This is a genomic window from Nonomuraea sp. N2-4H, assembly GCF_045291505.1.
GTDB lineage: Bacteria > Actinomycetota > Actinomycetes > Streptosporangiales > Streptosporangiaceae > Nonomuraea > Nonomuraea fastidiosa.
The window spans coordinates 242297-268546 of record NZ_CP147987.1 but is presented as its reverse complement, the minus strand read 5'-3'; the positions used below and the strand labels follow the sequence as shown (position 1 = coordinate 268546).

25 protein-coding genes, 2 tRNA genes and 1 pseudogene are annotated in these 26250 nt (G+C 71.3%); 8 read left to right on the top strand and 20 right to left on the bottom strand.

The window, feature by feature from the left end:
• Positions 1–39: 39 nt before the first annotated feature.
• Positions 40–1215, top strand: a complete 1176-nt coding sequence (locus WBK31_RS01220; protein WP_406674198.1) for an MFS transporter — start codon at positions 40–42, stop codon at positions 1213–1215.
• Here the strand turns inward: WBK31_RS01220 and mutM are convergent.
• From mutM to WBK31_RS01180, 8 genes and pseudogenes are all read right to left on the bottom strand, one after another.
• Entirely contained in the window at positions 1163–2008 is an 846-nt protein-coding gene (gene mutM, locus WBK31_RS01215; protein ID WP_364058875.1) for a bifunctional DNA-formamidopyrimidine glycosylase/DNA-(apurinic or apyrimidinic site) lyase, read from the bottom strand. The genes WBK31_RS01220 and mutM overlap by 53 nt on opposite strands.
• Before the next feature lie 590 nt (positions 2009–2598).
• The gene (rnc, locus tag WBK31_RS01210; RefSeq protein ID WP_378784998.1) at positions 2599–3339 is read right to left on the bottom strand and encodes a ribonuclease III; all 741 of its coding nucleotides are present in this window, start codon (positions 3337–3339) and stop codon (positions 2599–2601) included.
• 195 nt (positions 3340–3534) lie between these two features.
• Entirely contained in the window at positions 3535–3714 is a 180-nt protein-coding gene (rpmF, locus tag WBK31_RS01205; RefSeq protein ID WP_082535183.1) for a 50S ribosomal protein L32, read from the bottom strand.
• Position 3715: 1 nt separating this feature from the next.
• On the bottom strand, positions 3716–4267 hold the full coding sequence (locus tag WBK31_RS01200; protein ID WP_364058879.1) for a YceD family protein: 552 nt from the start codon (positions 4265–4267) through the stop codon (positions 3716–3718).
• Between the two features lie 72 nt (positions 4268–4339).
• A pseudogene (coaD, locus tag WBK31_RS01195) lies at positions 4340–4815 on the bottom strand (pantetheine-phosphate adenylyltransferase).
• A 14-nt stretch (positions 4816–4829) separates the two neighbouring features.
• A complete protein-coding gene (gene rsmD / locus WBK31_RS01190; protein ID WP_364058885.1) occupies positions 4830–5396 on the bottom strand; it encodes a 16S rRNA (guanine(966)-N(2))-methyltransferase RsmD in 567 nt (188 codons plus the stop codon).
• 933 nt (positions 5397–6329) lie between these two features.
• Complete coding sequence (recG, locus tag WBK31_RS01185) at positions 6330–8504, bottom strand: ATP-dependent DNA helicase RecG (RefSeq protein ID WP_406674197.1); 2175 nt, start codon at positions 8502–8504, stop codon at positions 6330–6332.
• Positions 8505–8625: 121 nt separating this feature from the next.
• Positions 8626–10170, bottom strand: a complete 1545-nt coding sequence (locus WBK31_RS01180) for a DAK2 domain-containing protein (RefSeq protein ID WP_406674196.1) — start codon at positions 10168–10170, stop codon at positions 8626–8628.
• A 277-nt stretch (positions 10171–10447) separates the two neighbouring features.
• Here WBK31_RS01180 and rpmB point away from each other — a divergent pair, with 277 nt between their 5' ends.
• On the top strand, positions 10448–10633 hold the full coding sequence (gene rpmB, locus WBK31_RS01175) for a 50S ribosomal protein L28 (protein WP_043618345.1): 186 nt from the start codon (positions 10448–10450) through the stop codon (positions 10631–10633).
• A gap of 718 nt (positions 10634–11351) precedes the next feature.
• Here the strand turns inward: rpmB and WBK31_RS01170 are convergent.
• Both WBK31_RS01170 and WBK31_RS01165 read right to left on the bottom strand, forming a co-directional pair.
• Entirely contained in the window at positions 11352–12968 is a 1617-nt protein-coding gene (locus WBK31_RS01170; protein ID WP_406674195.1) for a hypothetical protein, read from the bottom strand.
• Between the two features lie 267 nt (positions 12969–13235).
• A complete protein-coding gene (locus WBK31_RS01165; RefSeq protein ID WP_364058900.1) occupies positions 13236–14213 on the bottom strand; it encodes a thiamine-phosphate kinase in 978 nt (325 codons plus the stop codon).
• A 47-nt stretch (positions 14214–14260) separates the two neighbouring features.
• Here WBK31_RS01165 and WBK31_RS01160 point away from each other — a divergent pair, with 47 nt between their 5' ends.
• Positions 14261–14494 (top strand): Lrp/AsnC ligand binding domain-containing protein, encoded by a 234-nt coding sequence (locus WBK31_RS01160; RefSeq protein ID WP_364058903.1) that lies wholly within the window; start codon positions 14261–14263, stop codon positions 14492–14494.
• Positions 14495–14574: 80 nt separating this feature from the next.
• Positions 14575–15006, top strand: a complete 432-nt coding sequence (locus WBK31_RS01155; RefSeq protein WP_406674194.1) for a DUF3515 family protein — start codon at positions 14575–14577, stop codon at positions 15004–15006.
• Between the two features lie 10 nt (positions 15007–15016).
• On the opposite strand, the gene WBK31_RS01150 is transcribed toward WBK31_RS01155, so the two are convergent.
• From WBK31_RS01150 to WBK31_RS01140, 3 genes are all read right to left on the bottom strand, one after another.
• Complete coding sequence (locus WBK31_RS01150) at positions 15017–16114, bottom strand: D-alanine--D-alanine ligase family protein (protein WP_406674193.1); 1098 nt, start codon at positions 16112–16114, stop codon at positions 15017–15019.
• 63 nt (positions 16115–16177) lie between these two features.
• Positions 16178–17188 (bottom strand): NAD(P)H-dependent glycerol-3-phosphate dehydrogenase, encoded by a 1011-nt coding sequence (locus tag WBK31_RS01145; RefSeq protein WP_364058912.1) that lies wholly within the window; start codon positions 17186–17188, stop codon positions 16178–16180.
• Positions 17189–17192: 4 nt separating this feature from the next.
• Complete coding sequence (locus WBK31_RS01140; protein ID WP_364058915.1) at positions 17193–17852, bottom strand: lysophospholipid acyltransferase family protein; 660 nt, start codon at positions 17850–17852, stop codon at positions 17193–17195.
• Between the two features lie 131 nt (positions 17853–17983).
• Here WBK31_RS01140 and cofC point away from each other — a divergent pair, with 131 nt between their 5' ends.
• Positions 17984–18634 (top strand): 2-phospho-L-lactate guanylyltransferase, encoded by a 651-nt coding sequence (gene cofC, locus WBK31_RS01135; RefSeq protein ID WP_364058918.1) that lies wholly within the window; start codon positions 17984–17986, stop codon positions 18632–18634.
• 45 nt (positions 18635–18679) lie between these two features.
• Positions 18680–18895 carry a hypothetical protein gene (locus tag WBK31_RS01130; protein WP_364058921.1) on the top strand — a complete coding sequence of 72 codons (216 nt, stop codon included), beginning with the start codon at positions 18680–18682 and terminating at the stop codon, positions 18893–18895.
• Positions 18896–18985: 90 nt separating this feature from the next.
• Here WBK31_RS01130 and WBK31_RS01125 read toward each other — a convergent pair whose 3' ends face one another.
• The 4 genes from WBK31_RS01125 to leuC form a co-directional block, all read right to left on the bottom strand.
• Positions 18986–19285 (bottom strand): HU family DNA-binding protein, encoded by a 300-nt coding sequence (locus WBK31_RS01125; protein ID WP_364058924.1) that lies wholly within the window; start codon positions 19283–19285, stop codon positions 18986–18988.
• A 100-nt stretch (positions 19286–19385) separates the two neighbouring features.
• The gene (locus WBK31_RS01120; protein ID WP_364058927.1) at positions 19386–19625 is read right to left on the bottom strand and encodes a hypothetical protein; all 240 of its coding nucleotides are present in this window, start codon (positions 19623–19625) and stop codon (positions 19386–19388) included.
• A complete protein-coding gene (gene leuD / locus WBK31_RS01115; RefSeq protein ID WP_364058930.1) occupies positions 19604–20191 on the bottom strand; it encodes a 3-isopropylmalate dehydratase small subunit in 588 nt (195 codons plus the stop codon). The genes WBK31_RS01120 and leuD overlap by 22 nt, the downstream gene beginning before the upstream one ends.
• 15 nt (positions 20192–20206) lie before the next feature.
• Positions 20207–21592, bottom strand: a complete 1386-nt coding sequence (leuC, locus tag WBK31_RS01110) for a 3-isopropylmalate dehydratase large subunit (protein ID WP_364058933.1) — start codon at positions 21590–21592, stop codon at positions 20207–20209.
• 61 nt (positions 21593–21653) lie between these two features.
• Between leuC and WBK31_RS01105 the strand changes: the two genes are divergently transcribed.
• Positions 21654–22370, top strand: a complete 717-nt coding sequence (locus tag WBK31_RS01105; protein WP_364058936.1) for an IclR family transcriptional regulator — start codon at positions 21654–21656, stop codon at positions 22368–22370.
• A 58-nt stretch (positions 22371–22428) separates the two neighbouring features.
• Complete coding sequence (locus WBK31_RS01100; RefSeq protein WP_378785006.1) at positions 22429–24144, top strand: hypothetical protein; 1716 nt, start codon at positions 22429–22431, stop codon at positions 24142–24144.
• A 453-nt stretch (positions 24145–24597) separates the two neighbouring features.
• On the opposite strand, the gene WBK31_RS01095 is transcribed toward WBK31_RS01100, so the two are convergent.
• The 3 genes from WBK31_RS01095 to WBK31_RS01085 form a co-directional block, all read right to left on the bottom strand.
• A tRNA-Glu gene (locus tag WBK31_RS01095) sits at positions 24598–24670 on the bottom strand.
• Positions 24671–24689: 19 nt separating this feature from the next.
• Positions 24690–24765: transfer RNA gene (locus tag WBK31_RS01090), tRNA-Glu, on the bottom strand.
• Positions 24766–25618: 853 nt separating this feature from the next.
• Positions 25619–26239, bottom strand: a complete 621-nt coding sequence (locus WBK31_RS01085; RefSeq protein WP_378785007.1) for a response regulator — start codon at positions 26237–26239, stop codon at positions 25619–25621.
• Between the last annotated feature and the right edge of the window lie 11 nt (positions 26240–26250).

Here is a 26250-nt window from a genome sequence, read left to right as displayed (position 1 = left end):
TCATTGTTCCCGCCCGCCCGCCGCACGAGGCTGAGCGGCATGACGATGACCGAAGTCTCAAGCGCCGCACGGGCGCGCTGGCTCGCCGTGACCACGGTCGCGGTGGGCACGTTCACCGTGGTCACCAGTGAGATGCTGCCCGTCGGGCTGCTGACCTCGATCGCCGACGACCTCGGCGTGTCGCCGGGCACGGCCGGCCTGTCGATGACGGCTCCCGGGCTGGTGGCTGCCGTCGCCGCGCCGGTGCTCGCGTTCACCGCGCGCGGCCTGGACCGGCGGCTGATCTTGATGGGGTTGATGGCGCTGCTCGGCGTGGCGAACGTGGTGGCCGCCGCCGCGCCCGACAACACGGTGATGCTGGCCGCGAGGGTGCTGACGGGCGTGAGCATCGGCGGTTTCTGGGCGTTCGCCGCCGCCCTGGGCGCCCGCCTGGTGCCGGAGCGCTCCGTGGGGAGGGCCACCTCGATCATCTTGGGCGGGGTGTCCGTGGCGTCCGTGCTGGGCGTGCTCGCGGCGACGTTCGTGTCGTCGTTCGCGGGCTGGCGCAGCGCGTTCGCCGCCGCCGGTGCGCTGTCGATCGCGTTGCTCGCGCTGCTGGCGGCGACGCTGCCGCCGTTGCGTCCCGAGGCCGATGATTCTGGGTCTGCCGCTCGGGAGAAGCGCTTGGCGTGGCTTACAGGGCCGCTGGTGCTCGTTCTGGTGCTCACGGCCCTGACCGTCTCGGGGCACTTCGCGGCCTACACCTACGTACGCCCGTTCCTGGAGCAGGTCTCCCAGGCCGGTCCCGCTTTCATCGGCACCGCGCTCCTGCTGTACGGCGTCGCCGGCGTGATCGGCAACTTCGCCTCCGGAGCCCGCGCGGGCAGGAACCCCAGGTCCACGTTCATCGTGCTGGTCGTCCTGATGACCGCCGCCATGCTGGCGCTCGCGCTGACCGGCATGCCGCCCCTGGCCGCGCTGCTCGTCTGGGGCGTCGGCTACGGCGGCGTCGGCGTCGCGCTGCAGCTCTGGCTCATGCGCGAAGGCGGCGGCGAGCGCGGCACGGCGCTCTACGTCAGCGCGTTCAACCTCTCGATCGCGCTCGGCGCCCTCGCCGGCGGCCGGATCACGGACGCGGTGTCCGTGCCCGCCGTGATGTGGACGGGCGCCGCGCTCACCGCGGTCAGCGCGGTCGTCGCTGGCATCTGGGGCAGGAGTAGGACGACCGGTTCATGAAGGGGTCGCGCCTGATGGGCGTGCCGCAGCGGGAGCAGGGCTGGTCGCGGCGGCCGTACACCTCAAGCGAGCGCTCGAAGTAGCCGCTCTCGCCGTTGACGTTGACGTACAGGCTGTCGAACGAGGTGCCGCCCTGCTCCAGCGCCGCGCTCATCACGGTGCGCACCGCCGACACCAGCTCGGCGATCTTGGGCCGGGTGAGCGTCTGCGTCGGACGCGCCCAGTGCAGCTTCGCCATCCACAGGGCCTCGTCGGCGTAGATGTTGCCGACGCCGCTGATCAGCGACTGGTCGAGCAGGGCCCGCTTGATCTCCGTACGCCTTGCCCGCAGCCTGCGCGCGAACTCCGCCTCGTCGAACGCCGGCTCGAACGGGTCGGGCGCGATGTGCGCGATCGGCGCGGGCACGCCCGACACCAGCGGCGTCAGCATGACGTGGCCGAACGTTCTCTGGTCGACGAAGCGCAGGTCGGGGCCGCCGTCCTCGAAGCGCAGGCGCACCCGCAGGTGCTTCTCCGGCGGCTTGCCGGGATCGGCGACGAGGAGCTGGCCGCTCATCCCCAGGTGGGCGAGCAGCGCCTCCTCCGCACCCGACAGCGGCAGCCACAGGTACTTGCCGCGCCGCTCGGCCGACAGCAGCGTGCGGCCCTTGAGGCGGGCGGCGAACTCGTCGGCGCCCGGCACGTGGCGCCTGATCGCACGCGGGTGCAGCACCTCGGCGGCGGCGATCTCGCGCCCGATCACCCATTGCGCGAGGCCCCGCCTGACGACCTCGACCTCCGGCAGCTCAGGCACCTCGGACCCCGCCCTTCGACAGCGGAGGGAACGTAAGTCTCACCCTCCGGACAACATCGGACGCCGCCCCGGCCCTTCCCGGCGCCCTGCTCACGATCACGCGCATCAGGCCCACCATCTTCGAGCAGACCCCTCCTCCGCCGGTAGCCCCTCCCCTGACCGAAACCCCGCCCACGCCACAGGCGTCACGCCCGAAACGCCTTCACAGCCCGTTTCTGCACCGCCGCTCCTGCCGAACGAGCGGCACTCGAGTGCCCAGCGCACGGCCGGGGTTGTGCCAGCGGTACCGCACCACCCTCCGCACCAGACTCACGAGGCGCGGAGTACCGCACATTCACCAGGGGCGGGCGACCCTTGTGCTAGCGCCGCAGCCGCCACGCACCCGCAGGCTGGATCTTCGGCGCCCGACCGCCTACCGATCGGCGAGGCTCGACGGGCGCTTCCGCCACTCGCCTTCCGGCGGCCCGCACGCTGCCCGCCGCCATAAGGACCTCACGTGGCCTGCCCGGCATCGACGCACCGCGCGCCGCCCGCCAAGCGTCACCAGCCGGCAGAAGGTCACGCAAGCCGGGGCCGCCGGCGGGTCGCCGTCAGGCGGTCGGCTGGCTTTCGCGCTGTTCGCGGCGGGCGCGGATGCGGGTCCAGGCCGCCTCGGCCGCCTGCTGCTCGGCCTCCTTCTTGCTGCGGCCGGTGCCCGAGCCGTAGGACTCGCCGCCGACCCGCACCATCGCGGTGAAGGACTTGGCGTGGTCGGGCCCGCTCTCCTCGACGTGGTACTCGGGAACCCCGAGCGCCTCGGAGGCGGTCAGCTCCTGCAGGGAGGTCTTCCAGTCGAGCCCCGCGCCGAGCGAGGCAGAGCGCACGATCAGCGGGTCGAACAGCAGGTGGACGACGCGGAAGGCCTCGTCGAGGCCCTTGTCGACGTAGATGGCGCCGATCAGCGCCTCAAGGGTGTCGGCCAGGATGGACGACTTGTCGCGCCCGCCGGTGCCCTCTTCGCCCCTGCCGAGCCGCAGGAAGCGGCCGAGGCCGAGGCCCCTGGCGACGTCGGCCAGCGCTCGCATGTTGACCACCGCGGCCCGCAGCTTGGCCAGCTGGCCCTCGGGCAGATCGGGGTGGTTGCGGTAGAGCGTGTCGGTGACGACCAGGCCCAGCACCGAGTCGCCCAGGAACTCCAGGCGCTCGTTGGTGGGCAGGCCACCGTTCTCGTACGCGTAGGAGCGGTGCGTCAGCGCCCGCTCGAGAATCGTCGTCTCAAGGGAGACGGAAAGAACTCGCTCCAGCTCGTCTCGGGCGACCTCGACGGCCACCGGCTTAGGACCTGCGCCCACGTGCTTCCTCCTCGGACATCTTCACATGGCGCGCCGACTGCGGAAGATGCCCGAAAACGTGGTGGGCGTCGGGGTAAACGCGTTAGCCCCGGCGTCCACCACGGCCGCGGGCGAACCGCCGCCGCACGCATCTGAGACGTTAACGCCGACCGAGGCACAATGGCACCCGGTCGGCATCACGTCAACTGCTGGCGATCAGGCGGACGGCTCGACGACCTGACGACGGTTGTAGGTGCCGCAGGTGGGGCACGCAATGTGCGGCTGCTTGGGCGACCGGCACTGCGGGCAGCTCACCAGGGCGACAGCAGTCGTCTTCCACTGGGAGCGACGGGCGCGGGTGTTGCTCCGCGACATCTTTCGCTTCGGGACGGCCACGTCACTTCTCCTGATCGTTATCTTTGTCGGTGAACAAACCTTGCAACGACGCCCAGCGAGCGTCGATCTTCTCGTGCCGGTGATCCTCGCCGGCCTCGGCCAGCTTGATTCCGCACTCCGCGCAGAGCCCGGCGCAGTCTTCCCTGCACACAGGGCTCAACGGCAGTGCGAGCACCACCGCGTCGCGAAACGTCGGCTCGAGGTCGAGCAGCTCGCCGTCGAGCAGCGAATCCTCCTCCGAGGCGTCCTCGTCGGAATAGAAGAACAACTCCTGCAGATCGACCCGGATCTCCGAGGAGACCGGATCGAGACACCGCGCGCACTCCCCGGCGAGCGGGGCCTGCGCCGTGCCTGACACGAGCACGCCTTCCATCACTGCCTCGAGCCGGAGATCCAGCTCGACTTCGGCGTCTTTGGGGACACCGATCATGTCGACGCCGAGATCCGCCGGTGCCGGGAGAGCGAGGGTCAACTGCCGCATCGTGCCCGGCCGCTTCCCCAGGTCGTGTGTGGAGATCACCCACGGGGAGCGGGGGTCCAGGTGCTGAGTCATCCTGCTCTCGCTAGGCATGGCGAAAAGCATCGCCGTCGTACAAGGCCGAAAAGTAAGGATAGCAGCTTGCGACTAGCCTCTAAGCCGCTCGATGAGCAGCTTGTGGACGAGGTCGGGCACGAGACCCGAGACGTCACCACCATACCGGGCGATCTCCTTCACCCGGGACGACGACAGGAACGAATACTCGGGATTCGTGGGCATGAACAGCGTCTCGACTCCGGACATCCGGTAGTTGAGCTGCGCCATCTGCAGCTCGTAGTCGAAGTCGCTGACGACTCTGATGCCCTTGACGATGGCGGGGATCTCGTTCTGCCGGCAGAAGTCGACGAGCAGTCCGTGGAACTTCCGCACCTTGACGTTCGGAATGTCCTTGGTCACGGCCTGCAGGATGTCGATGCGTTCATCCACCGTGAACAGGCTGGATTTCTCGACGTTGATGAGGACTGCCACCGTCACCTCGTCGTACAGCCGGGCGGAGCGGCCGATGATGTCGAGGTGACCATTGGTGACGGGGTCGAACGACCCGGGCAGACTACGCGGCGCAAGACGCCTCCCAGGTCTACGGGTTCCCGGCGGCGCGACCGTACCAAACGGACGCTTCGCCATAACGACGGACCCTCTCCTCAACGTACCCTTTAGGCCACATCAGTGGCCCTCCCCGACTTTCCCTCTCGAACGCCACCAATCCCTCTTCGACCAGCCACCCGTTGTCTCGCAGCAGCTCGAGCACCGTGCGCACGTCGTCATCGGGCAGCGCGTACGGAGGGTCGGCGAAGACGATGTCGTACGGCGTGTCGGCCCGCCTGCCGAGGACCCGCTCCACCTTGTCGGCCACCACCCGGGCCCCGTCGAGACCGAGCGAGGCGACGTTGGCCTTGATCGTGCGCACCGCCTTGGGATCGGACTCCACCAGCACCGCCTCGGCCGCACCCCGCGACAGCGCCTCCAAGCCGATCGCGCCCGAACCCGCATAAAGATCGAGAACGCGGGCCTCGTGCAGGCCGTAGAGGGAGTCCAGCGTCAAGAAGATGCCTTCTCTGGCCCTGTCGCTGGTCGGCCGCGTGCCGCGCCCCGGCGGCACCGCCAGCCGCCGCCCACCCGCCGTGCCTGCGATGATCCGCGTCATGTCCCCCATTGTCCCGCATGTTCATGCAGGTCAAGAGTGGACAAGTGTCGGCCTCGACTACGCAAGGGTGATTCACATCGGGCGGACCGGCCCGCATGATGATGACTGCGGCCTTCAAGGTGACCCACATGAAGGCCGACCGGCGTGATCGTGAGCCCTTCCGCACGCCGGTTCCCTCGGCACCTGACCCGAGGGTGGGCCCAGCCGGGGACGGCATTCGGGGGAGGCCGTCCCCGGCGGCTGGGCCTCACTTCACCGCCACCTCACCCCGGCACCGGCACCCCGCCGGCTTCGGTTTCTCGCCTCACCAGGCACCCGACACGCCCGCTCACCTCGGCTCCCGGCTTCGCTTCCATCAAGCGCCTCACCCACCGGACCTCCGAGCGCCTTGCGCGACGGCACCCAGCCTCCGGCAATTCGACCTGCTCACATCGGCGACAACCGGCCTGACCGCAGCAGCCCGACCGTGCGGTTGATCGACCTCCCCACCCCACACACCTGACCGCAGCAGCCCGACCGCGCGGTTGATCGACCTCCCCACCCCACACACCTGACCGCAGCAGCCCGACCGCGCGGTTGATCGACCTCCCCACCTCACGCACCCCGACCACCAGCCACCCGCCGGCCCTCCCGCCCGAGCGCGGCGGCCCTCCTGCGACGAGGTCGCCGACCGGCGAGGCCATCGAGCTGCTCACCGGACACCCCGCCCCACGCACCGGCAACCCACCACGAGCGCCGCAGCAGCACCCCCGGTTGGCCGTTGTCGCGACGCTCAGGCCGCAGGGCCGATCAAATCCGCAACGCCCACGCCACCAGGGCCATCCGGACCCAAGACGCCCAAGCGGATCGACGGCAGGCCGCAGGGCCGGCCCTGCGGAGATCGGCAGGGTCGGTCCCTCCAGACGCGACCTCCGCCGAGCAGCGGGACCGGTGTCATGTCTTCTCGAGGTACTCGGCGCGTTCGTCGGCCAGCAGGCGTCCGATCTCCGCGCGCAGCCCCTCGTGCCGCTTCAGCTCCGGGTCGCCGGCCAGCAGCGCCGCCGCCTCCTCACGGGCGGTGGCGATGACCTCCTCGTCGCGCAGCAGCTGCAGCAGCTTCAGCGACGACCGCTTGCCGGACTGCGCCGCCCCCAGGACGTCGCCCTCGCGCCGCTGCTCAAGGTCGACCCGCGACAGCTCGAAGCCGTCGAGCGTGGCCGCCACCGCGTCGAGGCGGGCGCGGGCAGGGGTGCCCTCGGGGAAGTCGGTGACCAGCAGGCAAAGACCAGGCAGCCCGCCCCGGCCGACCCGGCCGCGGAGCTGGTGGAGCTGGGAGACGCCGAAGCGGTCGGCGTCCATGATGATCATGACGGAGGAGTTGGGCACGTCGACGCCGACCTCGATCACCGTGGTGGCGACCAGCACGTCGAGCTCGCCGCGCGTGAAGGCCCGCATGATCGCCTCCTTCTCCTCAGGAGGCAGCTTGCCGTGCAGGGTGCCCACCCGCAGGTCGCTGAACGGCCCCTGGGTGAGCATCTCGGCGACGTCGAGGACCGCGAGCAGCAGCAGGCGCTCGTCGTCGGCCGCCGCCCCCATGTCGCCCTCGTCGCCCTCCAGGTCGCCGATGCGCGGGCACACGATGTACGCCTGCCGCCCCAGCGCCACCTCCTCCCTGACCCGCTGCCAGGTGCGCTCGAGATAGTGGGGCTTCTCGGCGGCCGGCACGACGTGGGTGGTGATCGGGGCGCGGCCGGACGGAAGCTGGGACAGCGTCGAGACCTCAAGGTCGCCGAAGACGGTCATGGCGACCGTACGCGGGATCGGCGTGGCGGTCATGACCAGCACGTGAGGGCGCCCGCCGTCGGCCTTTTCGCGCAGCGCGTCACGCTGCTCGACCCCGAACCGATGCTGCTCGTCCACCACGACCAGCCCCAGGTCGGCGAACTGCACGTGCTCCTGCAGCAGCGCGTGGGTGCCGACGACGATGCCGGCCGTGCCGGAGGCGGCGTCGAGCAGCGCGGAACGCCGGGCGGCGGCCCCCATCGAGCCGGTCAGCAGCGTGACCGCCGTGCCGCCGAACATGCCGCCCTGCGCGAGATCGCCCAGCATCGTGGTGATCGAGCGGTGGTGCTGCTGGGCCAGCACCTCGGTGGGCGCGAGCAGCGCGGCCTGCCCGCCGGCGTCGACCACCTGCAGCATCGCCCGCAGCGCCACCACCGTCTTGCCCGCGCCGACCTCGCCCTGGAGCAGCCGGTGCATCGGATGTTCGCTCGCCAGGTCGGCGGCGATCTCCTCGCCGACCTTCGTCTGCCCCTCGGTCAGCGAGAACGGCAGCCGCTCGTCGAACGCGGCGAGTATGCCGTCGGGACGCCGGGGCCTGGGCTTGGCCGGCAGCGCGGTGGCCGCCTGGCGCCGCTGGAGCAGCACGGCCTGCAGCACGAACGCCTCGTCGAACTTCAGCCTCTTGCGCGCCCGCCCGACGTCGGAGAAATCCTTGGGCCGGTGGATCGCCACCAGCGCGTCGCCGAGGTCCTGCAGGCCGTGGCGGGCTCGCAGCTCGGCGGGCAGCGGGTCGTCGAGCGGCCCCAGCGTGTCGAGCACGACGCCGACGGCCCGCCTGATCGCCCACGGCGTGAGGTCTTTGCCCGCCGGGTAGATCGGCACCGGCGCGGCCGCGAACTCCTCGGCGCTCGCCTCGCTCTCCTCGAACAGCTCGAACTCCGGGTGCGCGAGCTGCCAGCGCGGCCTCGACCGCGCCCCGAACAGGCCCACCTTGCCCGCGAACATACCGCGCCTGCCCGGCTTGAGCCGCGACTCGGCCACGTGGGAGCCCTTGCCGAAGAACGACAGATAGATCTTGTTGCCGTTTCCGTCGACGACCTCGACCTCCAGCCAGGTGCCGCCGCGGTTGCGCATCGGCTTGCGCATGAGCCTGGTCACCTCGCCCACCACGGTGACGTGCTCATCGACCTCCAGCGCGTCGAGCGACGTCAGCTCGCCGCGCTCGGCGTAGCGGCGCGGATAATGGCGCAGCAGGTCGCCGACCGTCTCCAAGCCGAGCACGCTCTTCAGCAGCTTGGCGGTCTTCGGGTCGAGCGCCTTCGTCAAAGGCTCGTCGAAACGACTCACGGCATTCAGTTCTACCGCCTGCGACCGACAGGAATCCCCAGCGACGCGGGGACGCAGCGCCCGTGAAGTCGTAAGGAGCGGGCGGGCAAGCCCCTCGGACACCGGCGGGCACGCCGGTGGATCACTCGACGCCGATGAGGAGCGGGTAGCCGCCCTGCTCGCCGTCGTACACGACCAGGTCCACCTCCGGCCGCGTACGTCCGAGATACCGCTCCACCTCCTCCGCGAGCCCCTTCTCCGCGCCGGCCCCCGTGACCAGCGTGACCAGCTCGCCGCCACCCGCCAGCATGCGATCGACCACCGTGACCGCCACCCCGGCCACCGAGTCGCCGATCACCGCCACGTCCCCGCCGATCAGGCCGAGCACGTCGCCGGGCCGGCACACCCCCGCGCTGGTGAACGCCTCCCGGTCCGCCACCGTGACGTGCCCGCAGCGGGTGTGACCCGCGGCGTCGGTCATCGCCACCACGTCGTCGTCGAAGCGCCGCAGCGGATCGTGTACGGCCAGCGCGGCCAGCCCTTGCACGGTGGACTCGGTGGGCAGCACGCTGACCGTCACGCCCTCCTCGCGGGCGATCTCGGCGGCAGCGGCGGCGACCGCGCGTACGCCGTCGTCGTTGGGCAGCACCGCGACCTCGCCGCCCGCCTGCCTGATCGCGGCCAGCATCGCGGGGAGCGTGGGCCGGGTGCCGGGCGCGCGCCGCACCACGACCGCGCCGCACTCCTCGAACAGCGCCGCGATCCCGTCGCCCGCCGCGACCGCCACGACGCCGCGCCCGGTGCCGCCGGCGTGGGTGCGTTCGGCCAGGTACGTGATGCGGATCCGGTGCGGCCGCCCCGCCTTGATCCCCGCCTCCACCGCCGGGCCCGCCTCGGGGACGTGGACGTGCACGTTCCACAGCCCGTCGCCGCCCACCACGACCAGCGAGTCGCCCATCGCGTCGAGCTCTTCGCGCAGCTCCGCGACGGCCCGGTCGCCGGCGTCCAGCAGGAACATCACCTCGTAGCCCGCCCCCGCCTCGGTCATCGGCGACACCCGCGAGGACGGCGCGGGCACCTCGTAGTGTCCGCCGGACTCGCCCGCGATCGCCGTGGCCAGCGTCTCCAGCACGATCGCCGCTCCCGCGCCGCCCGCGTCCACCACACCGCTGCGGGCCAGCACGTCGAGCTGGCCGGGCGTACGGCTGAGCGCCGCCCGCGCCTCCCCCGCCGCCTGCCGCGCCACCTCGGGCAGGTCGCCCTCCACTTCCTGTACGGCCCGCGCCGCCGACTCCAGCACGCTCAGCACCGTGCCCCCGACCGGCCTGGCCACCGCCTCCCTGGCGAGCACCGCCGCCCTCATCAGCCCGGCGCGCAGGTCGGAGCCGTCCTTCAGCACCTCGGCCATGCCGCGCAGCGCCTGGCTGACGATCACTCCCGAGTTGCCGCGCGCGCCCACCAATGCCCCGTACGAGAGCGTCTGCCACACCACGGCGGCGTCCACGTCCTCCGGCAGCGACTCGACGGCCTCGGCCGCGGACAGCATGGTCAGGTGCAGGTTGGTGCCGGTGTCGCCGTCGGCGACCGGGAAGACGTTGAGCGCGTCGATCTCCGACCTGGCCTGGCCCAGCGCGTCGGCGGCCAGGCGGGCCCAGCGTCGTACGGTGGGCGGGTCGAGGATCTTCATGTGGTGCCTCCGACGTACGTCCCCCGACCGACTGCCCTGACAGGTCGGCGGCGAGCGACCGGCCGGGATGGGCCGGGACGTCCGAGCTCACCGCCTGGATGCGCTACGGTTGTGCGAGGAGAATATCGCCGCCCGGGATCCGGTCCAGGTGCTCTGGTTCGCGCCCATCGGCGTGGATCGGATATTCTCATCTGGCTGGCCGGTCGTCCCGGCATGCCCTCCGCCCGGAAAGCATCAGCGGACAGGGCTACATCGACTGTTTTAAAGGAGCGATACCGTGGCTTCCGTCTGCGATGTCTGCCGCAAGGGCCCGACCTTCGGCAACAACGTGTCTCACTCTCACCGCCGCACCCGTCGGCGCTGGAACCCCAACATCCAGACGGTTCGCGCGGTCGTCGGCGGCACGCCGAAGAAGCTGAACGTGTGCACCTCGTGCATCAAGGCGGGCAAGGTCACCCGCTAGTTCACACTTCCGACGAAAGGCCCGCCTCCCGCTTCGGGAGCAGCGGGCCTTCGTCATGCCCGGCCAACGTCAGAGAAACGCATCACGCACGCCGGCGGCGCCGCCGGCCTCACCAGTCGGCGCAGGGTCGGCGCTCCGCCCGGCCCGGCCGGATCGCGGCAGGGCTCACGCGGCCGAGGGTGCCGCGTGCCACACGCCCTTCCTCAGGCTCACGAGCGACGCGTCCCCCACAGCGGTACCGTCCACGGGCGTCGCCTCGACCTGAGGCGGCACCGTCCACGGCGTCGCCTCAGGCCGTGGACACGTCCTGACAGCGGCGTTTTCCGCCATTCCGGGCAATCGGGTACCCACGGCCGTCCCCACGCGCTCTGTGTGGCGCTGAGACGCGCCCATGACGGCCATCACCCGGTACAGGGGCGCACAGCACAGCCTCTCGGCGACGACCGCGAGGCTGAGGCGACGTCGGCGATGCGCGGAGGAGAGCCGCGACGCGCGCAGTGCGCGGTAGCACCTGTCCACCACTCACCTGAAGGCGCGCAGGGACGATCGCCGCAGACGGCTGCGCGGCGGTCCATCAAGCGGGCGTCACGAACATCAAGCGGGCGTCACGAACCGCCATCAAGCGGGCGTCACGAACCGCGCGAAACGTCCACCCGTCCAAGACGCGCCGACCCCGGCAAGCCCGGGCGGAGAGAGGCTCCGCCCGGGGCGTGGAGGGTCAGCTGATGGCGCACTGGCCGGAGACCATGCCGCAGTTGCGGGCCTTGGCGCCCCTGCCGGTGGCGGTGAAGGACACCTTGACCGAGTCGCCGGCGGCAAGCGTGGTGGACAGGTCGAGGATCAGCAGGTCGCCGTCCTGGGTCCACTGCGCGCCGTCCACCTTCACGACCTTGCCCTCGACCGGCACGGACACGGTCGGGCTCTGCAGCGGCTGCGCGGACTCGTTCGACAGCGTCAGGTTCGCCTGGTACGTCGTCAGCCGCTGCTGGATGGTCTGCTTGACGTTGAGCGCGCCGGTGTTGCCGAACGGCTGCTCGAACCCGAAGTCGTCGCCCACGCCGACGCTGTCGTCGCTGGGCGTCGGGGAGGGCTGGTCCTGCGGGGTGGTGCCGGTGTTGTTGTTGGTGCCGGCGTCGTCGAGCTGGGAGACCTCCTCGCTGGGCTCTTCGGAGGCGGTCTCCTGGATGTCCGGCGACGGCTCGGAGACCGGCTTCTCCTCCTGCTTCTTCGCCCTGGTCCTGGTGGGCGTCGGCGACGGGTCGGCGGTGCGGCGCGGCACCCCGGCGTTCATCGTGGGGGTCGGGGCCGCGGACTTGGAGGGCTCCTCGCTCTCCGTCGGCTCCTCCTCCACCGGCTCTTCCTCGGGCGCGGCCTCGGTCTCCTCCTCGGCGGGCCCGGACTCGGCGGGCGCGGGGCGCTGGTTGGGAGCCTGTACGGCGGCGCACGTCGTGCCCTCGCACTTGGCCGGGTCGCTGGAGCTCATGAACTTGACGCCCGCCACCGTGCCGCCGAGCACGACGGCCACGGCGGCCACGGACAGCAGCGCCACGCGGCCCTTGCCGGCCCCGGAGGGCGCGGCCGCGAGCGCGTCGTCGTCTCCGCCGCCGCCACGGCCCTGCCTGCGGCGGCCACGGCGGCCGCGCGGCTCGTCGTCTTCGTCGGGCCAGCCCGGGTCGGCGCCGAGGAAGGAGGTCTCGGCGTTCGCCCAGGCTGGGGTCGGTGCAGCGGTCGGCTCGCCGGCGACCTTGACGTCGCCGGGCTCGGGCGGGCCGCCGTAGACGGGGCTGGGCCCCGAGGGCGAGTCGAATCTCGCCGTACGGTCGTCCGGCGCTCCATCGAAGGAGGAGCCGAAGGGCTCACGCCGGTCCGCGTCGAACGGCCCTTGCTGGTCGATCGGCCCGTCGAACGTCCTGGTCCGCTCCTCGTACGAGCCCCACTGGTCGTCGTCGAAGGCGCCGCGCTGGTCCCTCGGCGGGTCGAACAGCCCGCGCTGCTCGGCGGACAGGTCGGACAGTGTGTCACCGCTCTGCGCGTACGAGAGGCCGGGCTGCGTGCTCGTCTGGCCGGGGCCGCCGCCGAAGACGGCCGTCTGGTCGGCGGGGCCGGGAGCGGGCTGGTTCCACTCCGGCGGGCGGGCGAACGCGCCCGTCGTCTCGAACGGCCCGGCCTCATCCGGCCTGGAGTCGCGCCCAGGCTGCTGCGGGTAGGCGCCCGCGGGGTCGTTGCCCGGCGGGAACCCGCCGGGGACGTTGGTCGGCAGCGCGAAGGCCCCGGTGGTCTCGAACGGCTCCGACTGCGTCGCGCGCGGTGGCGGTGCGTCGGTACGCCGCGGCATCGGGGCCCACTGCCCCGTCACCTCGGGCTGGTCCGGCAGCGAGGGCCAGCCCGGCGGCTCGGCCTGCTCGTCAGGACCCCAAAAAGCGCTGTGCCCCCGTTCGTCCCCGTCTTCGGATCCACCTGTGCCGTGGCGGCCCATGGCTGCCCTTTCTTCCCGGTTACAGTGGCCGCCACTCTTCATAACACCTTTGCTACGCCGTTGTCACAGCAATCCCACTAGTCATACCCCAAACCGGGAAAATTTCACGTAAATCAGGACAAGTCGTCACCGAAAGTGATCCCACCCGCGCTGTCCGATTTCTCTCCCGAGCACGCTCACCCCGGAGCCCTCGGTCACCCGGCCCACGATATGCCACGGCTCCGGCAGCCGTACCTCGGCGGGGAAGGCCGCCGCCAGCGCGTGATCCTCGCCACCCGACAGCACCCACTCCAGCGCATCGGCCCCCAGCTCCTTGGCCGCCGCCGCCACCGGCTCGTCCAAGGTGAAGGGGGCGAAGGCGGCGGGATCCAGCTCCACGTGCACGCCGCTCGCCTGCGCGATGTGCCCCAGGTCCTGCAGCAGCCCGTCGCTGACGTCCAGCATGGCGCTCGCGCCCAGCTCGGCCGCCTCGATCCCGCTCTCGTACGGCGGGCACGGGCGCCGATGCCCCGCCACGGCCTCGGCCAGCGCGGGAGCGGCCACCGGAACCCCGGCCGACAGCAGCGCCAGCCCGGCGGCCGAGCGGCCGAGCCGGCCGGCCACCGCCACCACGTGCCCAGGCCGGGCCCCCGACCGGGTGACGGGAGCGCGCCCGCCGAGGTCGCCGAGCGCGGTCACGCCGAGAACGACCAGGTCGCAGCGGGTCACGTCGCCGCCGGCCACGCTCGCGCCCACGGTGGCGCACTCGTCGGCGAACCCGGCGGTCAGCTCGTCCAGCCAGTCCACCGGCAGGTCGGCGGGCAGGCCGAGGCCGACCACGAGGCAGGTGGGACGGGCACCCATGGCCGCGACGTCGGCGAGGTTCTGAGCGGCGGCCTTACGGCCCACGTCATAGCCGCCCGACCAGTCGCGGCGGAAGTGGCGGCCCTCGATCAGCAGGTCCGTCGAGACCGCGACGCGCCCGTCCGGGGCGCCGATGACGGCGGCGTCGTCACCCGGGCCGAGCATCACCGCGTCGCCTTGGGGCAGACGTCCGGTGATGCGTTTTACCACACCGAATTCGCCGAGATCTCCGACTGTGATGACGCACCTCCTGACGCACACAGGGTACGGTGGCCCTTCGGCGTGATCCAATCGCCCGGGAGGACGTGATGGTGCAGGCCTACATCCTTATTCAGACCGAAGTCGGCAAGGCCGCCGCCGTGGCGCGCGAGATCTCCGGCATCCCCGGGGTCACGCGGGCCGAGGACGTGACGGGGCCCTACGACGTGATCGTGCGCGCGGAGGCCAACAACGTCGATGAGCTGGGCAAGCTCGTCGTGGCCCAGATTCAGGCGGTGCAGGGCATCACGCGTACGCTTACGTGTCCGATCGTCCATATCTGACGGCATATCTGACGGAAACATCTGACGAAAACATCTGACGGGCGCGCACGCGCCCCTGTCGCGGAGGTAGTGGTCGTCGCATGCGTGTCGCCGCCGTCCTGCTCGTTCTCCTCGCACTCGCCGGTTGCGGCGGCACGGTGCAGGTCGAGCCGCCCAGGCCCGAGGGCGAGGCGGCGGCGGCCTGCGACCGGCTGGCGCCGCTGCTGCCCGAGACGCTCGACGGCGAGGAGCGCGGCACCTCGGAGCCGGCCTCCCCGTACGTCGCCGTCTGGGGCTCGGGCGTCATCGCGCTGCGCTGCGGCGTGCCGCGGCCGGTGCGCATGGCGCCCACCGACCAGTTGCAGGAGATCGGCGGCGTGGGCTGGTTCTCCGACCCGGACAAGCCCGCGCTGTTCACGGCCGTGACCGACACCGCGTACGTCGAGGTCACGATCGGCGGCGAGCACGTACCGGCCGAGGTGCTCACCGACCTGTCGAAGCCGATCGCGCAGGCCACCGCGCCGGCGGCCTGACCCGAGATCTTCAGCGCAGCCCGGCCCGTCGCTGCAGCGCGAGCTGGATGAGCCGGTCGACCAGCTCCGGGTACGACAGCCCTGAGGCGGCCCAGAGCTGCGGCGCCACCGACAGCGACGTGAACCCCGGCATGGTGTTGATCTCGTTGAAGATGAGCTTGCCGTCGGGGGTGTAGAAGAAGTCGACCCGGGCGAGCCCCTCGCAGTCGAGCGCCTCGAACGCCCGCACCGCCATCGCCCGCAGCTCCTCGGTGGTCTCCGGCGGGATGTCGGCGGGCACCGTGAGCGACATCTGGTCGGGGTAGTACTTCGCCTCGAAGTCGAAGAACTCCTGCCCGCCCTCGACCTTCACCTCGCCGGGCAGCGACGCGGCCGCTCGCTCGTCGCCCAGCGACTGCAGCACCGCGCACTCGATCTCGCGGCCGGCGATCGCCGCCTCGATGAGCACCTTGGGGTCGTGCTCCCTGGCGAACTCGACGGCCTCCTCCAGCTCGGCGCGGTCGTGCGCCTTGGAGATGCCCTGGACGAGCCTGGCCCTGGCGGGCTTGACGAAGACCGGGTAGCCGAGCTCCTCGGCCTCCTTGAGCACGGCCTCGCGGTTGAGCCGCCAGTCGCGGTCGCGTACGACGACGTAGCGGCCGATCGGCAGGCCCGCCGCGGCCATCACGGTCTTCATGTACGCCTTGTCCATGCCGACGGCGCTGGCCAGCACGCCGGAGCCGACGTAGCGGACGCCCGCCATCTCGAGCAAGCCCTGGATGGTGCCGTCCTCGGCGAACGGGCCGTGCATCACGGGGAACACCACGTCGACCGTGCCGAGCTCGACCGGGATGCTGCCCTGGTCGTACGCCACGAGACTGCCGCCGCCGCCCGAGGGCAGCGCGAGCGCCGCACCTGAGGTGTCGACGACCGGCAGCTCGCCGGACTCGATGGCGAACCGCTGGTCGGAAGCGGCCAGCACCCACCTGCCGTCCTGGGCGATCCCGATAGGGATCACCTCGTACTTGGTCCTGTCGATCGCCTCCAGCACGCTGCCCGCGCCCATCAGGGACACGGCGTGCTCGGAATTGCGACCTCCGAAAACGACGGCGACGCGTGGCTTGCTCATGGTGTCCGAATCTACCGGGGTGTACCGGTCACAGCGAGCCGAGCACGCCGTATTCAGGTCATTTCACAACCCGTATCGTTCCGGCTTCGGTGAGCGCGACATCAGCAGCATGCCCGCCTCGGCCGGAGACATGCCGTCGTGCACGACTCCGACGACGACCTCCGTGATCGGCATCTCCACGTCGTGCTTCCTCGCCAGCTCCAGCACCGACTCGCACGACTTGACGCCCTCGGCGGTCTGCTTGGTGGCGGCGACGACCTCCTCCAGCGTCATGCCGCGCCCGAGGTTCTCGCCGAACGTGCGGTTGCGCGACAGCGGGGAGGTGCAGGTGGCGACCAGGTCGCCCATGCCGGCCAGGCCGGCGAAGGTGTGGGGGTCGGCTCCGAGCGCCGCGCCGAGCCGGGAGATCTCGGCCAGGCCGCGCGTGATGAGCATGGCGCTGACGTTGTCGCCCATGCCCATGCCCGCGGAGACGCCGACGGCGAGCGCGATGACGTTCTTCACCGCGCCGCCCAGCTCGACGCCGACGACGTCGGGGTTGGTGTACGGCCGGAACCACGGCGGCAGGTGGCAGATCGCCTGCAGCCGCTCGGCCACGCTCTCGTCGGTGCAGGCCACCACGGTCGCGGCGGGCTGGCGGTGGGCGATCTCCTGGGCGAGATTGGGCCCGGAGACGACGGCGACCCGCTCGCCGGGCACCTCGGCGACCTCGCGGATCACCTCGCTCATCCGCTTGGTGGTGCCCAGCTCGATGCCCTTCATCAGGCTGACCAGCACCGCGCGCGGCGGGATGTACGGTTTCCACGCCGTGAGGTTGGGCCGAAGCTGCTGTGACGGCACCGCGAGCACCACGAAGTCGGCGCCCGCCAGCGCACGCTCGGGGTCGGTGGTGGCCCGCAGGGAGGGCGGCAGCGGCACGCCGGGCAGGTAGTCGGGGTTGGCGTGGTCGCGGTCGATGGCCTCGACCAGCTCCTTCCTGCGGCCCCACAGCGTGACCTCGTTGCCCGCCTCCGCCAGGATCATCGCGAACGTGGTGCCCCACGAACCCGTGCCGAACACGGCTGCCTTCGTCATGCGCTCACCGCCTCGACGGGTCGTAGGGGGTATCGGGGGCCTTCTCGCCGCGCAGCTCGGCGAGCTGCGCGGTGACCGCGGCCATGATGTCGGCCGTGGCCGCGCGCAGCACGTCGGCGCGCAACGGCTTGCCCTCGTACTTCGACAGGTCCACCGGCGGGCCCACGCTCACGTGGAACGTCTTGCGCGGGAACAGCCTGGGCCGCTTCGAGCCGTACGGCAGCAGCTCGTGTGCGCCCCAGTGGGCCACGGGGATGACCGGGGCGCCGCTTTGCAGCGCGAGCCTGGCCGCGCCGGTCTTGCCGACCATCGGCCACAGGTCGGGATCGCGGGTGCAGGTGCCCTCGGGGTAGAAGAGGATCGCGCACCCGTTGGCCAGCCGCTCCTCTGAGATCCGCAGCGACTTGGCGGCCTCGCTGCTGCCCCGCTCGACGGGGATGGCGAGCAGCGAGGAGATGGCCCGGCCGAGGAACGGCACCTTGAACAGCCCCGACTTGGCCAGAATGACCGGCCAGCGGCCGTGGTTGTACAGGAAGTGCGACAGCAGCACGGGATCGGTCCACGACAGGTGGTTCGCCGCGATGATCACGCCGCCGGTCCTCGGGATGCGGTCGCCGTTGCGCCAGTCCTTCTTGACCAGGAGCCAGGACAGTGGTTTCACCACGACGACTGCCAGGGTCTCCCAGAAACGCGGTGGTCTCGTGGGGCGGCTCATGGTCTTCCTCCAACACGTACGGGGTGCGCCCCAAGTCTCCCGGTTGGCCGCGCGGGCTGTCGAGGCGCGATGCTTACCCTATGAGCATCCGCTGGTCCCTGGTGATTCCGGTGAAGACGCTGGTCGCGGCGAAGACCCGGCTGGCGGCCGCGACGGGGCCCCATCGCACGCGGCTGGCCGTGGCCGTGGCCTGCGACACCGTGGCCGCCGCGCTGGCCTGCCCGCCGGTCGCGCGGGTCATCGTGGTGACGGCCGATCCCGCCGCCGCGGGGCCGCTGGCCGCGCTGGGCGCCGATGTGGTGCCGGATCCCGACCGGGGGCTGAACACCGCCCTGCGCACGGGCGCCGCGCACGCCGTACGCGTCGCGCCCGATGACGCGGTGGGCGCGCTCCAGGCCGACCTGCCCGCGCTGCGCCCGGCCGAGCTGGCGGTGGCGCTGGAGGCGGCGGCCGAGTTCGACCAGGCGTTCGTGCCCGACGCGCTCGACGTCGGCACCACGTTCTACGGGGTACGGCCGGGGCAGCCGTTCACGCCGAGGTTCGGCGGCGAGTCGCGGGCCAAGCACCTGGCGGTCGGGGCCAAGGAGCTGTGCGTGCCGGGGATCGACTCCGTGCGCCGCGACGTGGACACCCCCGACGACCTGCGCGCCGCCATCCGGCTGGGCCTCGGGCGGCACACGGCCGCCGTGGTCGCCGAGCTGTGGCCGGACGCCGGTCTGGACCCCGCCTGAATCCCTCGGCTCCTCGGGCGGCGGGCCGGCGCTTAAGCTGGTGGCGTGCAGGCGACCGTACGCAGTTTCGACCAGGCCACCCGTTCCGGCACGGTCTTCCTCGACGACGGTGCCGTGCTCCCGTTCGGCACGGCCGCGTTCGACGCGGGCCCGCTGCGGCTGCTCCGCTCCGGCCAGCGGGTCAATCTCGGCATGAGGGACGGCGAGATCACCTACATCACGCTGTCCACGTTCCCGGTGCCGGAGGCCTTCACGTCCTGACGCGCCGGCCCGTCCGCAGGTCCGTCTCAAGGCGTCCGGACACGCGGACGCCCGGGCCGCGTGGCCCGGGCGTTCAGCGGTCCGCTGTATTTACTTCTTCTTGCCGATTTTCTTGCCGCCCTCGTTCACCAGTTCTTTGAAATCGGAACCGGGACGGAACTTGGGCGCCCAGCTCTCCGGCACGTTGATTTCCGCGCCGGTGGACGGATTGCGCGCCGTGCGGGCGGGCTTGTTCACCATCTCGAACGCGCCGAAGCCCGTGATCGAGACCTTGTCGCCGCCGGCCACGGCCTTCTGGATGGTGTCGATGACCGCGTTGACGGCCTCCGTGGCCGTCTTCCTGTCGCCCACCCGATCCGCGATGGCCTCGACGAGTTCTCGCTTGTTCATGAAAGTCCTGCTCCCCCAGTTACGGCTCGGGGTTCCAGCTCACGAGTTCGACGTAGAAACCCCTTACGGGCTCTGAAAGTAGGCGGGATCGCGTATGAACTCAATCACCGAGCGGGTTTTCTTCACTACGTGGCGTGTCGAAAGCCTCGTCAAGGGCGCGCAGAAACGCGTCGAGGCGCATCGCGGCCCTTTCCCGGTCGTGCTTGGCCAGGTCGCAGATCGCGAGATAGCGGCGCGCGAGGCGTTCCCTGCGGTCGGCGGGCAGCATGCGGACGCGGCGGTGCGCATCGCGCAACCGCCGCGCCAGTTCGTCGTCGTCTAGACGGTCGTCGGCAGCCATGGCTGCCGACCATTCTCGTACGCCGCCACTTCGCTCTCGTGACGCAGGGTCAGGCCGATGTCGTCGAGACCCTCCATCAGCCGCCAGCGGGTGTAGTCGTCGATCTCGAACGGGACCGTCTGGCCGCCCCAGCGGACCTGGCGTTCGACCAGGTCGACGGTCACCTCCAGCTTCGGGTCTGCCTCGACGGCGGCCTGCAGCTCCTCGACCTTCTCGCCCGGCAGGACAACCGGGAGCAGGCCCATCTTGGTGGCGTTGTTGCGGAAGATGTCGCCGAAGCGGGCCGAGATCACGACGCGGAACCCGTACTGCTGCAGCGCCCACACGGCGTGCTCGCGCGAGGAGCCGGTGCCGAAGTCGGGGCCGGAGACCAGGATCGAGCCGCCCTCGTAGGCGGGGTTGTTGAGCACGAAATCGGGGTCCTCGCGCCAGGCGGCGAACAGCCCCTTCTCGAAGCCGGTGCGGCTGACCTGCTTGAGCCAGACGGCCGGGATGATCTGGTCGGTGTCGACGTTGCTGCGGCGCAGCGGCACCGCCGTACCGGTGTGGGTGGTGAAGGCTTCCATGGAACGTGGTCTCCCTTACAGGTCGGCGGGTGCGGTGAGGCGGCCGGTGACGGCGGTCGCGGCGGCGACCTGCGGCGACACCAGGTGAGTGCGGCCACCCTTGCCCTGGCGGCCCTCGAAGTTGCGGTTGGAGGTGGAGGCGCTGCGCTCGCCCGGCTTGAGCGTGTCGGGGTTCATGCCGAGGCACATCGAGCAGCCGGCCGCGCGCCACTCGGCGCCCGCGGCCTGGAAGATCTCGTGCAGGCCCTCCTCCTCGGCCTGCTTCTTGACCATCATCGAGCCGGGCACGACCAGCGTGCGGGTCTTGACCTTGCGGCCCTTGAGGATCTCGGCGGCGGAGCGGAGGTCCTCGATGCGGCCGTTGGTGCACGAGCCGACGAACACGGTGTCGACCACGATGTCGCGCAGCGGCGTGCCGGCGGTGAGCCCCATGTACTCCAGGGCCCGCTCGGCGGCGGCGCGCTCGACCGGGTCGGAGAAGCTCTCCGGCGAGGGGACGGACTCGCCCAGCGGCAGGCCCTGACCGGGGTTGGTGCCCCACGTGACGTACGGGGTCAGCGTGGAGGCGTCGATCTCCACGACCTTGTCGAAGACGGCGTCCTCATCGGTGCACAGCGACTTCCAGTACTCGACCGCCTGGTCCCACAACTCGCCCTTCGGCGCGTGGGGGCGGCCTTTCAGGTACGCGAACGTGGTCTCGTCGGGGGCGATCATGCCGGCCCGCGCGCCCGCCTCGATCGACATGTTGCAGATGGTCATGCGGCCCTCCATGGAGAGCTTGCGCACGGCCTCGCCGCGGTACTCCACGATGTGGCCCTGGCCGCCGCCGGTGCCGATCTTGGCGATGATGGCCAGGATCAGGTCCTTGGCGGTGACGCCGACGGGCAGCTCGCCGCTGACCTCGATGGCCATCGTCTTGGGCCGGTAGGCGGGCAGCGTCTGCGTGGCGAGCACGTGCTCGACCTCGGAGGTGCCGATGCCGAACGCGATCGCGCCGAACGCGCCGTGCGTGGAGGTGTGAGAGTCGCCACACACGATGGTCATGCCGGGCTGGGTGAGCCCGAACTGGGGGCCGATGATGTGGACCACGCCCTGGCCGTCGTCGCCCATCGGATGGAGCCGGATGCCGAACTCGGCGGCGTTCTTGCGCAGGGTCTCCACCTGCGTCTTGGACACCGGGTCGGCGATGGGGCCGAGCACGGTCGGCACGTTGTGGTCCTCGGTGGCGATGGTGAGATCGGGCCGTCGCACCTTGCGCCCGGCGAGCCTGAGCCCGTCGAACGCCTGCGGACTGGTCACCTCGTGGATGAGGTGCAGGTCGATATAGAGCAGGTCCGGTTCGCCCTCCGCACGACGGACTACGTGCTGCTCCCAGACCTTCTCGGCCAGTGTGCGGCCCATGATCTCCTCCTTGAGAATCTCCGACTTGCTTTCTCATATGTCGAGACTGCAGTATCGGTGTATGGACAACTCTAGCGGAGTCGGAGTACTCGACAAGGCGGTTCTTGTACTCAATGCCCTTGAAGCGGGACCCGCTTCACTGGCCCAGCTCGTCCAGGCCACCGGTCTGGCCCGCCCCACTGCCCACCGGCTGGCCGTCGCTCTTGAGCACCACCGCATCGTGAGCCGCGACACGCAGGGACGGTTCGTCCTCGGACCGAGGCTGTCGGAGTTGTCCACCGCCGCCGGCGAGGACCGGCTGCTCGCGGTCGCGGGACCCATATTGATGCAGCTTCGTGACCTGACCGGGGAGAGCGCGCAGCTCTACCGGCGCCAGGGCGACGAGCGCGTGTGCGTGGCCGCCGCCGAGCGGGCCAGCGGCCTGCGCGACACGGTGCCCGTCGGGTCCGCGTTGCCCATGACGGCGGGCTCGGCGGCGCAGATCCTGCTGGCGTGGGAGGAGCCCGACCGGCTGCACCGCGGTCTGCGCGGCGCCAAGTTCACCGCGGCGACCCTGGCCTCCGTACGCCGCCGCGGGTGGGCGCACAGCGTCGGCGAGCGTGAGCAGGGTGTGGCGAGCGTCTCGGCGCCGATAAGGGGCGCGGGCGGCAAGGTGATCGCGGCGGTGTCGGTCTCGGGGCCCATCGAGCGGCTGACGAGGGCGCCCGGCAGGCTCCACGCGGTGCCGGTCATGGCCGCCGCCGAGCGGATCACCGAGGCCATGCGCCGCTCATCATGATCCGTGAAAGGCGGTATTTCGGGAGCCGACAGCCTCGCGGGCGCACTAGCCTGAGTGCGTGACAGATCGCATCGAGGTAGCCGCCACTGAGCTGCGACCCCTGCTCGAAGAGTTCATCGTGTGGGCGCGTACGAACGCGCCCGAGAGCGACCCGGAGCTGGTGGGGCCCGCCGCGCTGTGGCACCGTCTCGCCTTCTCGCAGGACCTCGGCACGTGGAAGCGCGCCGACCTGCGTAACCTGCTGCTCGACCGCATGCCGAAGGTCGTGGAGGACCCCGACGCGGCCGCCGACGGGATGCTCCCGGCCGTCGACGCCTACCTGACCTTCCTGTCCAGCACAGGCCGGCGTAACAAGGGCTCCGACTCCCTCGCCGATCTGCAGGCCGAGCTCGACGATGTCGAGGACGAGTTCGTCGATCTCATGGAGGAGCTGATCGAGGACGGCGAGGGCGGCGACGAGGAGGACGAGACCGGCGACCTCGGCGACTTCGAGCCGTTCGCCGACGAGCTGGCCGAGCTGGACACGGTCAGGCTGCGCCCCGACGCAGAGCTCGCCGCGGCGGCCCGCCAGGTGCCGCTCATCGCCAAGGCCCGCGACCTCGCGGTGTGGGTGGGCACGGGACGCAAGGTGGGCGAGGAGACGCTGCTCACCGATGCCGAGGTCCTGGAGGCGCTGGAGGCCGTCGGGCTGCCCGAACCCGAGACCGACGGGCCCGTCTCCGAGGCCGTTCCCGAGCTGTGGAACATCTGGAACCTCGCCGTCGATCTCGAATTCCTCGAGCCGGGCGAAGGCGGCACCGTCACCGTCCAGGACGACACCGCCGAGTGGCCGTTCGAGGACGACGACGACGTGCTCGACGCCTGGATGCTCGGCATCCACTCCGTCGACTACGGCGACCCCGAGCTCGACGACGACGATCTCACGATGGCGCTGGCCGGCCTGACCCGGGGCCTGCTCGTCCGGCTGCTGCTCGCCGGCGGCTCGCGCGAGCTCGACGGGCTCGCCCGCGAGCTGAAGGAGGCCGCCGCCGAGCTCGACGAGCTGGGCACCGATGCCTGGGAGGCGGCCGGCGACCCGCTGGCCTCCTCGATCGAGTGGCTGACCGGCTACGGCATGCTCGAGCGCGACGGCGACGTGCTGCGCCTCACCCCGCTCGGCACCGAAGGCGTCGTCCACCTGATCGACGACGCCGACCTCGAAGTGGACGCCCGCCCTGCGATCGACTCCATGAGCGCGCACGAGCTGCTCGCGCTCAGCGCCGAACTGCCCGAGGACGAGGCCGACGCCGAGTTCGCCGCGTGGATGCGGCTGCGCGAGCCCGCCAAGGCCGCCGAGGAGCTGCTTGCGGCCGCCGCCGAGGACGACAGCGACGCGCTCATCAGGGTGCAGGCCGCCAGCGTGGTCGGCACCCTGGGCGAGGCCGCCATCCCGGCCTGGCAGGCGGCGCTCGACCAGCCGTCGCTGCGCCCGTACGCGGCCACCCACCTCAGCCAGCTCGGCGTCGAGGGCGCGCCGGAGCCGACTCCCGACGACACCCACTGGCTGATCCTCGACATGTGGACGATCTCGGCCGGGCTCGGCCGCGCCGAGTTCGTCAGCAGCCTGCGCGACATCGGGCCCGAGATGGTCGGCAACCTCCTCGATGTGATCTGGAAGATTCCGCATGCTCACGTGGAGGAGCTGCTCGACCTGATCTCGCAGGTCCACCCCGACAAGCAGGTGGCCAAGGCGGCGCGGCGCGCGCTGTTCAAGGCCCGTTCCAAGAAGAAGTGACACCCGCCGGGTGCCGCCGCCCCGCCTGACGAGCGCGTCGGCACCCACGAGGTTTTTCCGGGAATTTCCGGTACGAGAGACGAAGCTCACACCACGGTTCTCGGGAAGCGGAGGCCCGTGGGCGGAATCCCGCCGTGCGGACGGAAACCGGCGAAACCGCGGCAGCACCCCTGCGAACGGAAACCGGCGAAGGCGCGAGGGCGCCAGACGAACGGAAACGGGCGAGTGCTCGGCGGACGGAATGGGAGGGCTACTCGGCGGACGGAAACGGGCGAGCCCAGCGGACGGAAACGGAACGGACAGAGACGGGCGAGCCCAGCAGACGGAAACGGGGGGCGGCCAAGCTGACCGAAACGGGAGGGCGCCCGGCCAGCGAAAGCGGGCGAATGGGCATACACGCGGGCAAACAAAAAGCCCCGGGCCTTGAGCGCCGGAGCTGATTGCTGCTGACAGTAGTCCCGACCGGATTCGAACCGGCGCTACCGCCTTGAGAGGGCGGCGTCCTGGGCCACTAGACGACGGGACCTTGGTGCGCTTGCGTGCAGTGGTAGTCCCGACCGGATTCGAACCGGCGCTACCGCCTTGAGAGGGCGGCGTCCTGGGCCACTAGACGACGGGACCCTGTCCACAAGCTGCGTGTGCCGGGGGCTCGCCCCGGCGACGCAGGTAACTCTACCGCACCTGGAAGACCACTCCAAACCGCTTAATGGCCCATCAGATCGGGCCTGTAACGGCGGACCCAGTCCCCCATGGGGCCGCGCTGCCAGGCCGGGTCGAATTCGCCAGCGGAATCGTCACCTCCGGCCGGCCCGTCGCCGGGTCCACGGGCACGCGGGCCAGGCGCTCGCGCATCCAGGACGGGATGCGCGGTGGCACCGTACGCTGCCCCAGCCGATGAGCCCGGCCGAGCGCAGCGCCCCAACGAGCGCGTGGCCACCGTGCTGCACCGGCCGAAGGCCGCAGCGCGACCTCGCCGTCCTGTCTCGCGCCCACCGCGACTCACCGGCCGAGGGCCGCGGAACGACGGGTGCCTCGCGTGTGACGGCCTTCACCGTGCATCGCCCCGGCCGCCTGCAACCCGCCGACCTCCGTCTACCGGAGGGTGTGAGTCGTCGTCGACAGCCGTGCGCCGGCCAGCGGCCTTCAGTCGAACGGCGCCGAGCACCCACCGACCGCACCGCACAGGCGGCAGGCAGCGGGCGCCGCTCAGCTGGCGTGGGGGGACGATCACCGGCTGCGGCGACCCGGTGTCCGTCGAGAGCCATCCGACCTCAGACGAGGGGCGAAATGGGGCTGCGCGAAGGGCGCGGCCATCTGCTGCGGCGACCCGGTGTCCGTCGAGAGCCATCCGACCTCAGACGAGGGGCGAAATGGGCTGTGCGAAGGGCGCGGCCATCGGCTGCGGCGGCCCAATGTCCGTCTGGAGTCGCCCGGCCACGGACGAGGGCGGGGTGGGTGTGCGGGGGCCGGGGTGTCAGGTGGTCAGGAGGCCGCGGCGGTAGGCCTCGCCGACGGCGGCCGCGCGGTCGCGGACGTCCAGCTTGGCGTAGATGTGCAACAAGTGTGTCTTGACGCTGGCCTCGCTGATGAACAGGGCGGCGGCGGCCTCCTTGTTCGTGGCGCCCTCGGCGACCAAGCGCAAAACCTCGAGCTCGCGCGGGCTCAATCGCCCACGGGCGGGTCTGCGTACCTGGTCGGCGAGGCGGCCGGCCACGGCGGGAGCCAGCACGGTCTCGCCTCGGTGAGTGGCCAGGACGGCGCGGGCCAGCTCGGCGGGCGGGGCGTCCTTGAGGAGGTAGCCGGTGGCGCCGGCTTCGAGCGCGGGCAGGACGTCGTTGTCGAACGTGGTCAGCACCAGCACCCGGGGACCTGTGCCGGCCAGCCGCCGGATGGCGGTCATGCCGTCCATGCCGGGCATGCGCAGGTCCATGAGGATGACGTCGGGCGACAGCTCGGCGGCCAGGCGGACGGCCTCCTCGCCGTCGCCCGCCTCCCCCACCACCACGATGTCATCGGCGGCTTCGCGGGCGAGCGCCGCGCACAGGCCGTCGCGGACGATCGGATGATCGTCGGCTATCAGCACCCGCACCGGCATCAAAGCTCCCT

Bases quoted from the DNA above. Each gene is read 5' to 3' on its own strand.
- rsmD (WP_364058885.1), bottom strand. From the start codon at position 5,396: ATGACGCGGATCATCGCAGGCACGGCGGGTGGGCGGCGGCTGGCGGTG.
- WBK31_RS01125 (WP_364058924.1), bottom strand. From the start codon at position 19,285: ATGAACAAGCGAGAACTCGTCGAGGCCATCGCGGATCGGGTGGGCGAC.
- WBK31_RS01200 (WP_364058879.1), bottom strand. From the start codon at position 4,267: ATGACTCAGCACCTGGACCCCCGCTCCCCGTGGGTGATCTCCACACAC.
- WBK31_RS01160 (WP_364058903.1), top strand. From the start codon at position 14,261: ATGGTGCAGGCCTACATCCTTATTCAGACCGAAGTCGGCAAGGCCGCC.
- WBK31_RS01155 (WP_406674194.1), top strand. From the start codon at position 14,575: ATGCGTGTCGCCGCCGTCCTGCTCGTTCTCCTCGCACTCGCCGGTTGC.
- WBK31_RS01145 (WP_364058912.1), bottom strand. From the start codon at position 17,188: ATGACGAAGGCAGCCGTGTTCGGCACGGGTTCGTGGGGCACCACGTTC.
- WBK31_RS01105 (WP_364058936.1), top strand. From the start codon at position 21,654: ATGGACAACTCTAGCGGAGTCGGAGTACTCGACAAGGCGGTTCTTGTA.
- WBK31_RS01170 (WP_406674195.1), bottom strand. From the start codon at position 12,968: ATGCCGCGGCGTACCGACGCACCGCCACCGCGCGCGACGCAGTCGGAG.
- WBK31_RS01120 (WP_364058927.1), bottom strand. From the start codon at position 19,625: ATGGCTGCCGACGACCGTCTAGACGACGACGAACTGGCGCGGCGGTTG.
- cofC (WP_364058918.1), top strand. From the start codon at position 17,984: ATGAGCATCCGCTGGTCCCTGGTGATTCCGGTGAAGACGCTGGTCGCG.
- WBK31_RS01220 (WP_406674198.1), top strand. From the start codon at position 40: ATGACGATGACCGAAGTCTCAAGCGCCGCACGGGCGCGCTGGCTCGCC.
- WBK31_RS01150 (WP_406674193.1), bottom strand. From the start codon at position 16,114: ATGAGCAAGCCACGCGTCGCCGTCGTTTTCGGAGGTCGCAATTCCGAG.
- leuD (WP_364058930.1), bottom strand. From the start codon at position 20,191: ATGGAAGCCTTCACCACCCACACCGGTACGGCGGTGCCGCTGCGCCGC.
- WBK31_RS01085 (WP_378785007.1), bottom strand. From the start codon at position 26,239: ATGCCGGTGCGGGTGCTGATAGCCGACGATCATCCGATCGTCCGCGAC.
- WBK31_RS01180 (WP_406674196.1), bottom strand. From the start codon at position 10,170: ATGAAGATCCTCGACCCGCCCACCGTACGACGCTGGGCCCGCCTGGCC.
- leuC (WP_364058933.1), bottom strand. From the start codon at position 21,592: ATGGGCCGCACACTGGCCGAGAAGGTCTGGGAGCAGCACGTAGTCCGT.